The organism is Sphingobium sp., assembly GCF_032153725.1.
Taxonomy (GTDB): domain Bacteria; phylum Pseudomonadota; class Alphaproteobacteria; order Sphingomonadales; family Sphingomonadaceae; genus Sphingobium.
Genome location: NZ_JALDYQ010000024.1, coordinates 15,820 through 28,174 on the forward strand (window position 1 = coordinate 15,820; position 12,355 = coordinate 28,174).

The 12,355-nt window shown below is 62.8% G+C and carries 10 protein-coding genes; 7 read left to right on the forward strand and 3 right to left on the reverse strand.

Going from position 1 to position 12,355, the window contains the following annotated elements; all coding sequences use genetic code 11:
• The first annotated feature begins 1 nt into the window (after position 1).
• The 7 genes from RUH75_RS09950 to lpdA all read left to right on the forward strand — a co-directional run bounded on the left by RUH75_RS09950 (position 2) and on the right by lpdA (position 9,378).
• Positions 2–418 (forward strand): PaaI family thioesterase, encoded by a 417-nt coding sequence (locus tag RUH75_RS09950; RefSeq protein WP_313805292.1) that lies wholly within the window; start codon positions 2–4, stop codon positions 416–418.
• Positions 415–1,527: a cell division protein ZapE gene (gene zapE, locus RUH75_RS09955; RefSeq protein WP_313805294.1), complete on the forward strand. Its 1,113-nt coding sequence runs from the start codon at positions 415–417 to the stop codon at positions 1,525–1,527. The genes RUH75_RS09950 and zapE overlap by 4 nt, the downstream gene beginning before the upstream one ends.
• Before the next feature lie 326 nt (positions 1,528–1,853).
• On the forward strand, positions 1,854–2,816 hold the full coding sequence (mdh, locus tag RUH75_RS09960; RefSeq protein ID WP_313805296.1) for a malate dehydrogenase: 963 nt from the start codon (positions 1,854–1,856) through the stop codon (positions 2,814–2,816).
• Positions 2,817–2,918: 102 nt separating this feature from the next.
• On the forward strand, positions 2,919–3,803 hold the full coding sequence (gene sucD, locus RUH75_RS09965; RefSeq protein ID WP_313805298.1) for a succinate--CoA ligase subunit alpha: 885 nt from the start codon (positions 2,919–2,921) through the stop codon (positions 3,801–3,803).
• Positions 3,804–3,900: 97 nt separating this feature from the next.
• Positions 3,901–6,711 (forward strand): 2-oxoglutarate dehydrogenase E1 component, encoded by a 2,811-nt coding sequence (locus RUH75_RS09970; RefSeq protein WP_313805300.1) that lies wholly within the window; start codon positions 3,901–3,903, stop codon positions 6,709–6,711.
• An 8-nt stretch (positions 6,712–6,719) separates the two neighbouring features.
• Positions 6,720–7,952, forward strand: coding sequence for a 2-oxoglutarate dehydrogenase complex dihydrolipoyllysine-residue succinyltransferase (gene odhB, locus RUH75_RS09975; RefSeq protein WP_313805302.1), 1,233 nt, complete (start codon positions 6,720–6,722; stop codon positions 7,950–7,952).
• Between the two features lie 25 nt (positions 7,953–7,977).
• A complete protein-coding gene (gene lpdA, locus RUH75_RS09980) occupies positions 7,978–9,378 on the forward strand; it encodes a dihydrolipoyl dehydrogenase (RefSeq protein WP_313805304.1) in 1,401 nt (466 codons plus the stop codon).
• A 76-nt stretch (positions 9,379–9,454) separates the two neighbouring features.
• On the opposite strand, the gene RUH75_RS09985 is transcribed toward lpdA, so the two are convergent.
• The 3 genes from RUH75_RS09985 to RUH75_RS09995 form a co-directional block, all read right to left on the reverse strand.
• The gene (locus RUH75_RS09985) at positions 9,455–10,639 is read right to left on the reverse strand and encodes a GGDEF domain-containing protein (RefSeq protein WP_313805306.1); all 1,185 of its coding nucleotides are present in this window, start codon (positions 10,637–10,639) and stop codon (positions 9,455–9,457) included.
• 153 nt (positions 10,640–10,792) lie between these two features.
• Positions 10,793–11,554 carry an enoyl-CoA hydratase-related protein gene (locus RUH75_RS09990; RefSeq protein WP_313805308.1) on the reverse strand — a complete coding sequence of 254 codons (762 nt, stop codon included), beginning with the start codon at positions 11,552–11,554 and terminating at the stop codon, positions 10,793–10,795.
• Positions 11,551–12,219 carry an HAD family hydrolase gene (locus RUH75_RS09995; RefSeq protein WP_313805310.1) on the reverse strand — a complete coding sequence of 223 codons (669 nt, stop codon included), beginning with the start codon at positions 12,217–12,219 and terminating at the stop codon, positions 11,551–11,553. Before RUH75_RS09995 ends, RUH75_RS09990 begins: the two co-directional genes overlap by 4 nt.
• Positions 12,220–12,355: the final 136 nt, after the last annotated feature.

Consider the following 12,355-nt stretch of genomic DNA (forward strand, 5'->3'; position numbering starts at 1 on the left):
GATGTCCTGGACAGACCCGGTGCCGGGCACCTTTCTCGTCTCGGCCATCGGCACCAGCTATTCGCGCAGCGATGCCGCGGGCAAGGCGACGGTCATGCTGGAGAGCAGGCCGTCGCACGCCAACCGGCTGGGCGCCTTGCATGGCGGTTTTCTGGCTGCATTTGCCGATCATGCATTGTTCGCGGGGCTCGCCGCCATGGGCCGTCCGGAACAAGCGGCGGCGGTGACCATTGACCTCACCATGCAATATTGTGGTTCAGGCAGGATTGGTCCGCCTCTGCGCGCGGAGGTCGAATTGCTGCGCGAGACGGGGCGGATGATGTTCCTGCGGCAGATGATTTTCCAGGATGAGCTGATCGCCGCCTCCACGGCGACCGTGCGCAAGGCGCCCATGCCGCGAAAGCCCCTTTCGAAGTGACCAGCGTGATCGCCCGATATGATGCGCTCGTCCTGGCGGGAGAATTGCGGGCCGATCCCGACCAGCGCGCGGCTGCCGAGCGCCTGGACCATCTGCAACGCGAGCTTGAGGCCGCCCCGCCGCGCGGCTCAACCCTTTGGAAGCTGCTGCGCAAGGCACCGGAACCGCCCCGCGGCCTTTACATGTGGGGTGGCGTCGGGCGCGGCAAGTCGATGCTGATGGACCTGTTCTTCGACACGGTGCATGTCCAGCGCAAGAAGCGCGCCCACTTCCACGAATTCATGCTCGATGTGCATGCCCGGCTGGCCGAGGCGCGCAAGTCGGAGACGGGCGATCCGATCCCGCCGGTGGTCGAGTCGCTGGCCGATGAAGCGCGGCTGCTCTGCTTTGACGAGATGGTCGTCAACAATATGGCAGATGCCGCGATCATGTCGCGGCTGTTCACCGGCCTGCTGGAAAAGCGGGTGACCATCGTCACGACCTCTAACCGCGAGCCGGATGAACTTTACAAAAATGGCCTCAATCGCCAGCTGTTCCTGCCCTTCATCGATCTGATCAAGGCGAAGCTGGACGTGATGACGCTCAATGGACCGACCGATTACCGGCTCGATCGTCTGGGTGATGCCAAGCTTTGGCACGCGCCCAACGGGGCGGAGGCGACCAGTGCGCTGTCCGAGGCCTTTTTCCGGCTGACCGACTATCCGGTCGAGGATCGGGCCAAGGTCCCGGTCGAGGAGATTCCGGTACAGGGCGGTCGCACCCTGCATGTGCCCAAGAGCCTGAAGGGCGTTGCCGTTTTCTCGTTCAAGCGTCTCTGCACGGAGGCGCGTGGCGCCCCCGATTATCTGGCGATCGCCCGCAGATATCATACGGTCATCCTGGTCGGCATTCCCGTGCTGGGACCGGAGAAGCGCAATGAAGCGGCGCGCTTCGTGACGTTGATCGACGCGCTCTACGAATATAAGGTAAAGCTGCTCGCGTCCGCCGATGCGGAGCCTGTGCGGCTTTATCCTGAGGGCGATGGCGCGTTCGAGTTTGAGCGCACGGTGTCGCGCCTGATGGAAATGCAGTCCGACGATTATCTGGCGCTGGGTCACGGCGAAAAATAATCTCGCCACGCTGGACTTCCTTCGGCAACAATTCAGGATTCAGGAAAAAAGAGCCTGCACGCTCCCGCAAAAGGGGAGCGTGCAGCAGGCGGCCGCTGTGGGGAAGGGCCATGCGCCAGGGTAGGAGCGCGTCGGCAACAGAGGCGAATCCATGACTAATGAAATTGCGAATGAATTGCAAAGATAATTTGAAACTGGGGCTTCTGCGCGGTTGAAACCGGCGTCAGATAGGCCTAAGCGCACTTTCGTCTAATTTTGGCGTTTGGTTTTGGCGTTTTCCGTTTTCTTGGCAATTCCTGTTTCCACGGCTTGGAGGATGATTGCATATGGCCCGTAAGAAGATCGCGCTTATCGGCGCTGGTAACATTGGTGGCACCCTCGCGCATCTCGCGGCGCTCAAGGGTCTTGGTGACATCGTCCTCTTCGACGTCGTCGAAGGCGTGCCGCAGGGCAAGGCGCTCGACCTGTCGCAGTGCGCTTCGGTCGAAGGCTTCGATGCCAAGGTCACCGGTTCCAACGATTATGCCGACATCAAGGATGCCGATGTCATCATCGTCACCGCCGGCGTCGCCCGCAAGCCGGGCATGAGCCGCGACGACCTGCTGGGCATCAACCTGAAGGTCATGAAGGCCGTGGGCGAGGGCATCGCCGCCAACGCCCCCAACGCCTTCGTCATCTGCATCACCAACCCGCTCGACGCGATGGTGTGGGCGCTGCGCGAATTTTCCGGCCTGCCGCACAACAAGGTCGTCGGCATGGCGGGCGTGCTCGATTCGTCGCGCTTCAACCATTTCCTGGCGGAAGAATTCAATGTCTCGGCCAAGGACGTCACCAGCTTCGTGCTCGGCGGCCATGGCGACACGATGGTCCCGGTGATCGAATATTCGACCGTTGCCGGCATCCCCGTTCCCGACCTCATCAAGCAGGGCCGTTCGACCAAGGAGCGCATCGACGCCATCGTGCAGCGCACCCGTTCGGGCGGCGGCGAGATCGTGGCGCTGCTCAAGACCGGTTCGGCTTTCTACGCGCCGGCCACCAGCGCCATCGCCATGGCTGAAGCCTATCTGGGCGACAAGAAGCGTCTGCTGCCCTGCGCCGCGAACCTTACCGGCCAGTACGGCGTCGACAATCTCTATGTCGGCGTGCCCGTGATCATCGGCAAGGACGGCGTCGAGCAGATCGTCGAGATCGAACTGAACGACGAAGCCAAGGCGAACCTTCAGGTGTCGGTCGACGCCGTCAAGGAATTGCTGGAAGCCTGCAAGGGCATCGATCCCTCGCTCGCCTGAGCCCCACAAGCTTGCACCGGTCCGCTTCCCAGGTAAGTGCGCAGCCTGGGGCGGACCGTCTTAGACCCAAAGTGCCACGTCCACAGAAATGAAGGGACTGACATGTCCATTCTGGTGAACAAGAACACCAAGGTCATCACCCAGGGTATGACCGGTGCCACCGGTACCTTCCACACCGAAACCGCCTTGGCCTATGGCACGCAGATGGTCGGCGGCGTTACGCCCGGCAAGGGCGGCACGACCCATATCGGCCTGCCCATGTTCGACACCGTGGCCGAAGCCAAGTCGAAGACCGGCGCCGACGCTTCGGTTATCTATGTTCCGCCGCCGTTCGCGGCCGACTCGATCCTGGAAGCGATCGACGCGGAAATCCCGCTGATCGTCGCGATCACGGAAGGCATTCCCGTCCTCGACATGGTCCGCGTGAAGCGCGCTTTGTCGGGCAGCAAGTCGCGCCTGATCGGCCCGAACTGCCCCGGCCTGCTGACCCCCGGCGAGTGCAAGATCGGCATCATGCCCGGCAACATCTTCTCCAAGGGTTCGGTCGGCGTCGTGTCGCGCTCGGGCACGCTCACCTATGAAGCGGTGTTCCAGACCACCAATGCGGGCCTGGGCCAGACCACCGCTGTCGGCATCGGCGGCGACCCGGTCAACGGCACCAACTTCATCGACGTGCTGGAACTGTTCCTGGCCGACGACGCCACCGAATCGATCATCATGATCGGTGAAATCGGCGGCGACGCGGAAGAACAGGCCGCCCAGTTCCTGATCGACGAAGCCAAGAAGGGCCGCAAGAAGCCGATGGCCGGCTTCATCGCGGGCCGCACGGCGCCTCCGGGCCGTCGCATGGGCCATGCCGGCGCGATCGTGTCGGGCGGCAAGGGCGACGCCGAGAGCAAGATCGCGGCGATGGAAGCCGCCGGCATCAAGGTCGCTGCCAGCCCCTCCGAGCTGGGCACGACCCTGCTCGAAGTGCTGAAGGGCTAATCAGCCCGGCGTCAAGACGAGACAGGGCGGCCGGGCTGCACCCCGGCCGCTTGTTACCCGCTCCGCGACTGCACGCGGCACGGATGGGACGTGAAAAATGGGTTACGAGAATCAGGATTTCCCCCTCCCGGCGGATGACGCCGAACGCGGGCCGAGCTGGGCGCGCACCAACTGGCCGCCGACCGATACCGACGACCTGACCGGGGCGCTGGACCCCACGCAGATGCAGGTGGCCTTGAAGGCCGCCGCCAAGGCTTCGGGCAAGGCGATTTCGGACACTGATGCCGTAAGTGCGGCCGATGATGCAATCCGTGCACAGATGTTGATCCGCACATATCGCGTACGTGGTCATCTTGCTGCCAATCTTGACCCGCTGGGCCTGTCCCAACGGGACCTGCCGGCCGATCTGACGCCGGAATATCATGGCCTGACCGACCTCGACAAAAAAGTCTATCTGGGTGGCACGCTGGGCCTGCAATATGCGACTGTTCGCGAGATCGTCGCTATTCTGCGCGCCAATTATTGCGGCAATGTCGGCCTGGAATATATGCACATCGCCGACGTGGAGGAGCGCCGCTTCCTTCAGGACCGGCTGGAGGGCAAGGACAAGGAAATCCACTTCACCGCCGAGGGGAAGAAGGCGATCCTGTCGAAGGTGATCCAGGCCGAGCAATATGAGAAGTTCCTGGGCCGCAAATATGTCGGCACCAAGCGCTTCGGCCTCGATGGCGGTGAATCGATGATTCCCGCGCTTGAAGCCGTCATCAAATATGGCGGCCTGTCGGGCGTTCGCGAAATCGTGTTCGGCATGGCCCATCGTGGCCGCCTGAACGTGCTGGCCAATGTGATGGCCAAGGGCTTCCGCGTCATCTTCCATGAATTTTCGGGCGGCACCGCCAATCCCGAGGATGTCGGCGGTTCGGGTGACGTGAAATATCACCTTGGTACCTCGACGGACCGTGAATTTGACGGCGTCAAGGTCCACATGTCGCTGGTTCCCAACCCCTCGCATCTGGAAACGGTCGACCCGGTGGTGCTGGGCAAGGTACGCGCGCAGCAGACCTTCCGTGACGATCTGGACAAGCATGAGCAGGTTCTGCCTGTGTTGATCCACGGTGACGCGGCCTTCGCCGGTCAGGGTATCGTCTGGGAATGCCTCGGCTTTTCGGGCGTGCCGGGCTACAACACCGGTGGTTGCATTCACTTCATCGTCAACAACCAGATCGGCTTCACCACCTCACCGCAATTTTCGCGTGGTTCGCCCTATCCGAGCGACGTGGCGAAGGGCGTTCAGGCGCCGATCCTGCACGTCAATGGCGATGATCCGGAAGCCGTGACCTTCGCATGCAAGCTGGCGATCGAATATCGCCAGACCTTCCACCGCGATATCGTGATCGACATGTGGTGCTATCGCCGCTTCGGCCACAATGAGGGTGATGAACCCTCGTTCACCCAGCCGCAAATGTATGCGAAGATCCGCCAGCATCCGCCGGTCAGCGACGTGTATTCCGCTCGCCTGATGGCGGAAGGCGTGGTCGATGACGATTTCGTCAGCAAGGCCACCGGCGATTTCGTCAATCACCTGGAAGACGAATTCGAGGCGGCGAAGAGCTACAAGGCCAATAAGGCCGACTGGTTCGCCGGCCGCTGGTCGGGCCTGCACAAGCCCGCTGACGCCGAAACCGCGCGCCAGAATGTGGAAAGCGCGATCAGCCAGAAGCTGTTCGACAGCCTGGGCAAGACGCTGACCACCATTCCCGAAGGGCATAATGTCCACAAGACGTTGAAGCGCGTGATCGACGCCAAGGCGGACATGTTCAAGTCGGGCGAGAATTACGATTGGGCGACAGGTGAGGCACTGGCCTTCGGCTCGCTGCTGTCGGAAGGTTATGGCGTGCGCCTGTCGGGTCAGGACTCAGGACGCGGCACCTTCAGCCAGCGTCACGCCGTCTGGACCGATCAGGATAGCGAAGCGAAATATATCCCGCTCTCGACCGTGCCGCATGGCCGTTTCGAGGTGCTGGACTCGCCGCTCTCCGAATATGGCGTATTGGGCTTCGAATATGGTTTCGCGCTGGCGGACCCCAAGAGCCTGGTGCTCTGGGAAGCCCAGTTCGGCGACTTCGCCAATGGCGCGCAGATCGTGTTCGACCAGTATATCGTTTCGTCGGAAACCAAATGGCTGCGCTCCAACGGCCTCGTCTGCCTGTTGCCGCACGGCTATGAAGGCCAGGGTCCGGAACATAGCTCGGCCCGTCTGGAACGCTTCCTTCAGCTCTGTGCCGAAGGAAATATCCAGGTGGCGAACATCACGACGCCAGCCAATTATTTCCACGTCCTGCGTCGCCAGATGCTGCGCCCCTTCCGCAAGCCGTTGATCATCATGGCGCCCAAGTCGCTGCTGCGTCACAAGCTGGCGGTCAGCAAGGCGGAGGATTTCCTGGGGGAAACGCATTTCAAGCGCATCCTGTCGGACCCGAATGCGGCGCCGGACAAGGATACCAGGCGTCTGGTCCTGTGTTCCGGCAAGGTCTTCTATGACCTGATGGAGGCCCGCAATGCTGCCGGTGACAAGGATGTGCAGATCGTTCGGATCGAACAAATCTACCCGTTCGCGACCGAGGCTCTCGCCACGCGCATCGCCCGCATGACGAACCTGGAAGAAGTCGTCTGGTGTCAGGAGGAACCGCGCAACAACGGCGCCTGGTTCTTCGTGGAGCCTTATGTCGAGGAAGCGCTGGCTCAGGCCGGCAAGGCGCCGATGCGTGCCCGCTATGCCGGTCGCAAGGCATCGGCGTCGCCCGCGACGGGCCTTGCCAAGCGTCATGTCGCCGAACAGGGTGCCCTCGTCGCCGATGCGCTGGGTCACAGCGTCCGTGAAGAAATCCGTCGCCAGAAGAAAGGCTGATCAAGCTCATGGCAACCGAAGTCAAAGTCCCCACGCTGGGCGAATCCGTTACCGAAGCAACCGTTGGCCAGTGGCTCAAGAAGCCCGGCGAAGCCGTGAAGGCTGACGAGCCCATCGTCTCCCTTGAAACCGACAAGGTAGCGGTTGACGTGCCCGCGCCGGTCGCCGGCGTGCTGGGCGATATCGTCGCCAAGGAAGGCGACACGGTCGAGGTCGGTGCCCTGCTGGCCTATGTGAACGCCGGTGCGGCTGCTTCGGCGGCCCCTGCTGCCGCCGCCGGTAAGGCGGAAGCCGCTGCCCCGGCGCCGGCTGCTTCAGCTCCGGCTGATGACGAAGAGGGTGGCAATCTGACCCTGTCGCCGGCAGTTCGCCGTCTGGTGCTGGAACATGGTCTGGACCCGAGCAAGATCAAGGGCACCGGTAAGGATGGCCGTCTGACCAAGGACGACGTGACCGCCGCGGCCGCCGCCGGTACGGCCAAGGCCGCTGCTTCGGCTTCGGCGGCCGCGCCTGCCGCCGCTGCTCCAGCCGCCGGTCCGAGCCGCGCGCAGGAACGCGTCAAGATGACCCGCCTGCGCCAGACAGTCGCCAAGCGACTGAAGGAAGCGCAGAACAACGCGGCGCTGCTGACCACCTATAATGACGTCGACATGACCAACGTCATCGAAGCGCGCGCCAGGTACAAGGATCTGTTCGAGAAGAAGCATGGTGTCCGTTTGGGTTTCATGGGCTTCTTCACGAAGGCGGTCTGCATGGCGCTGCGGGATATTCCGGGCGTCAACGCGCAGATCGAGGGCGATGAGATCGTCTATAACGATTTTGCTGACATCTCGGTCGCCGTGTCGGCCCCGAACGGTCTGGTCGTGCCGGTCATCCGCAACGCGGAATCGCTGAGCGTGGCCGAGATCGAAAAGACCATTGGCGGCTTCGGCAAGAAGGCCAAGGAAGGCACGCTGACCATGGAAGATATGAAGGGCGGCACCTTCACCATCTCCAATGGCGGCGTCTTCGGTTCGCTGCTGTCCAGCCCGATCATCAACCCGCCCCAGTCGGCGGTGCTGGGCCTCCACCGCATCGAGGACCGTCCGGTCGTCCGCGATGGTCAGATCGTCATCCGGCCGATGATGTATCTCGCGCTCAGCTATGACCATCGCCTGATCGACGGTCGTGAAGCGGTCACCTTCCTCGTCGCGGTCAAGAACGCGATCGAGGACCCGACCCGCCTGCTGATCGACCTGTAAGACATCACGCCAGAGGATAAAGACGATGGCTGAATTCGACTATGACGTTCTGGTAATCGGCGCGGGTCCGGGGGGCTATGTCGCCGCGATCCGCGCGGCGCAGCTGGGCCTGAAGACCGCCTGCGCCGAAAGTCGCGAGACGCTGGGCGGCACCTGCCTCAATGTCGGCTGCATTCCGTCCAAGGCGCTGTTGCATGCTTCGGAGCTTTATGAGGAAGCGGCGAACGGCGCGCTCGCCAAGCTGGGCGTGAAGATCGACAAGATGAGTCTGGACCTCGACACCATGCAGGGCCAGCGCAAGGACGCGGTGAAGGGCCTGACCGGCGGCATCGAGTTCCTGTTCAAGAAGAACAAGGTCGACTGGCTGAAGGGCCTCGCCAGCTTCACCGGTGCTAACACTGTGGAAGTCGCGGGCAAGAAGGTGACGGCGAAGAATATCGTCATCGCCACCGGATCATCGGTCACGCCGCTTCCGGGCGTTCAGGTCGACAATGCGGGCGGGAGGATCGTCGATTCGACCGGCGCACTGGAACTGGACAAGGTTCCCGGCCATCTGGTCGTCGTCGGCGGCGGCGTCATCGGTCTGGAACTGGGTTCGGTGTGGCGCCGCGTCGGTGCGAAGGTCACGGTCGTCGAGTTCCTCGACCAGATTCTGCCCGGCATGGACGGCGAAGTCCGCAAGGAAGCGAACAAGATCTTCAAGAAGCAGGGCTTCGAGTACAAGCTCGGCACGAAGGTCACGGGCGCCGAGGTCGGCAAGAAGGGCGTGACCCTGACGGTCGAACCGGCCACCGGTGGTGCCGCCGAGAAGATCGAGGCCGATGTCGTGCTGGTGTCGATCGGCCGCCGTCCGAATACCGAGGGCCTCGGCCTCGACAAGATCGGTCTGGAACTGAATGCGCGCGGCCAGATCGAAACCGATCACGACTTCGCGACCAGGGTTCCGGGCGTCTGGGCGATCGGCGACGTCATCCCCGGCCCGATGCTGGCGCACAAGGCCGAGGATGAAGGCATTGCCGTGGCCGAGAATATCGCGGGCCTGACCGGCATCGTCAACCATGACGTGATCCCCTCGGTGGTCTACACCAAGCCGGAAATCGCGGGCGTGGGCCTGACCGAGGAAGCCGCCAAGGAAAAGGGCGCGATCAAGGTCGGCAAGTTCCCGATGATGGCGAACAGCCGCGCCAAGACCAATCATGAGCCGGACGGCTTCGTGAAGGTGATTGCGGATGCCGAAACCGACAAGGTGCTGGGGGTGTGGATCATTGCTTCGGTTGCCGGCACGATGATCGCGCAGGCGGCACAGGCGATGGAATTCGGTGCGTCGAGCGAGGATATCGCTTATACCTGCCATGCCCACCCGACGCACAGCGAGGCGATCAAGGAAGCGGCCATGGCCGTGACCGGCAAGCCGATCCATATGTGATCGGTTCGCTGCTATAACAGAACAGGGAAGAGGCCGCCCGTCGAGGCGGCCTTTTTCATGTCGGACCGTGCCCGGTTCAACTGTTGCTGACCAGCGAAAACACATCCGGGGTAGGCGCGCAGAGCGCGCGGCGCACGCAGACGCGATTGCGGCCTCGCATCTTGGCTTCGTACAAGGCTTCGTCAGCCCGAGCGATGGCTTGATGGATCGAGCCCTCGTCGCGCTGAACCGTCGACAGCCCGAAGCTGGCCGTCAGTGGACGCGTCAGGCCCAGTGTACGCGTCAGGCCAAGTCGCGCGCCGACGGCCTGTGACACTGCCTCGCGGATGTCATTGGCGATAGCGCCCGCGCGGGCCGCGTGCGTGCCGGGGAGGAACAGGACGAATTCCTCGCCGCCAAAGCGGGCGATGATGGCGCTGGCCGGTATCGATGAGGCAAAGAGTTCGGCAAGTGCCACGATGACGCGATCGCCGAAGGCATGGCCGAACTGGTCGTTGATCGCCTTGAAATGATCAATGTCGCAGACGATCAGGCTGCCCTCCACACCTTTCCTGCGGGCGTGTTGCGCAATCGCCTCGTCAAAACCGCGCCGGTTCAGCAAGCCGGAAAGTGGGTCGTGCAATGCCTCGCGCCGATAACGGGCCAGCAGATCGAGCATATTGGCCGCGAGTGCCGAAAGTGCCAGAAATAGGCCGAACAGGCATGCCAGCGCCTGCATCAGAAACGCATAATGGCTGGTCGGGAAACTGCCCTGGTTGGACAAGGTAAGCGGAACCGTGCTGCCTCGCACCAGATTGTCGAGCGCGACCAGCGCAGCTGCGGCAAAGAGCGGGCAATCCGACCAGTTGCGAAGATGATCCTTGCCGGCGATCAGCGGCAGACCGATCAGCAGGAAGCAGCCGAGAGATGACGCCACCAGTTCCAGGCGGAGGTCGCCCAGCACGACCGCGACCGCGCAGAGCATGATGGACAGCGCCCAGATCGCGATCCGCGCCCGCAGCAGCCAGGATGTCCGCCAACGCTCCAGCAAGGCCTGACTGAACAGCAGGAAACCGCTGGCAAGCAGCAGGTCCGCCGCGAAACCCCAGATGGGGCTGGGGAAAAGCGCAAATCCCGCCAGCATCGCGAACCCACCGGCTACGCAAAAATAGGCCCCGCTCCAATAGCTGGCGGCTCGCACGCGCAGGCTCCAGACGAAGCCGAAAGCCACGCCGAAGCTTGCCATCATGACGGGCAGGAAGAAGGCGAAATTTTCTCCCACGCTGCTGAACCCAGTTCCTTTTATGGTCGAAAATCATGCGCGCGATCCGTCCCGCCATCCACGCTGGAAAAGCGGTATAAGCTGATCCTTAACAAACATTTCCGGATCGGATGAGATGTTGGTCCGATATGGATGAATCTCGCGGCGAGTGCTTCAGAAGCGCGGGCGTTGTTTGTCACGGAAGGCCTGCACGCCTTCCTTGAAATCGGGCAGGGTGAAGGCATCGCGGAACCAGGCCAATGTGGTCGCGTCGTCATCGGCCTGCCCGTCCAATATGCGGCGGATGATCGCCTTGGACGAGCGGATGGAATGCTGGGCATTGGCCGCCATCGTCCGCGCCAATTCTGCGGCGGCTTCCTTCGGATTGGGCGCGATCTGGTCGATCAGGCCGATGGCAAGCGCGTCTTGCGCATCGTGCAACGCGCCGGTGAACAGGATGCGCTTTGCCCGCGCGGGTCCTGTCAGGTCGACCAGCAGCTTCGTATCGAACAGCGAATAGACGATGCCGAGTTTGGCGGGAGTGATGCCGAGCCGAGCGGCGGGGGAGGCGATCCGCAGGTCGCAGGCGATGGCCAGACCGCACCCGCCGCCTATCGCGTCGCCGTCTATGGCCGCTATGACCGGCTTTTCGGCATGGGCAAGCGCATATTGGGCAGCGCGGATTGCGGCCTGATTGGCGATGCGCCAGCTTTCCTCCCCCGCATGGCGCGCAAATTCATGGATGTCCGCGCCTGCGCAGAACAGGCCGGGCGTTGCGGAGGTCAGGATCAGCACGCGGATCGCCTCATCCGTCATCGCTTCGTTCACCAGTTGCGGGAATTGCTCCCACATCGCCTGGGAAAGCGCATTATGCTGCCGGGGCCGATCGATCAGCAGCCTGGCGATCGCCCCGTCCCGCTCCAGCCGCAGCGTCATGTTGGCCAGCTTTGCAATAGCGGCACCAATTCATCGAAATGATGGATGATGGCGTCCGCTTCCAGATTTTCGACCGGGCCGTCGAGGAAGCCGAAGCTGACCGCGATGCTGGGGATGCCCGCATTGCGCGCGCCGGCAATGTCGTTGATCGTGTCGCCGAGGAAAATCGTCCGTCCGCCGCCTGCGCGCTCGATCATGGCGTGGATCGGCGCCGGGTCGGGCTTGGCGATGCCGACCGTGTCCCCCCCGACGACGCTGGCGAAGCGTTCCGACAGGCCGATCTGGTGCAACAGCGGAATGGTGAAGCGTTCCGCCTTGTTGGTGCAGATGGCGAGCTTCAGGCCTGCTGCCTCCAGCGCGTCCATCGCCGCGATCAGTCCGGGATAGGGCAAGGAGTGGATCGCCAGATTCTGCTCGTAATAATCGAGCAGGATCGGCAGCATCCTGTCCAGCATCGCTTCGTCATAGCCCCCCGATGCGTCGAGCGCGCGTTGGAGCATCACCCTGGCGCCCTTGCCGACGAAAGGATGGATCGCCTCGATCGGGAAGGGTGGGCGGCCGTCCGTGGCGACGGCATAATTGACGGCGGCCGCCAGATCGCCGCTGGTGTCGAGCAGGGTGCCGTCAAGGTCGAACCCGACGATATCGAAGGGGATGGATGCCATGGCTGGCTCATGCCGTCTGACGGGTGGCAAAGGCAAGTCAAACATGGCAGAGAGCGCTCAGATTCCTGGCCTCTTTTGTGAAGGACGCCCCTTGTCGTGACCGCCACTCGCCCTCTCGCCATCATCATCCTTGCCG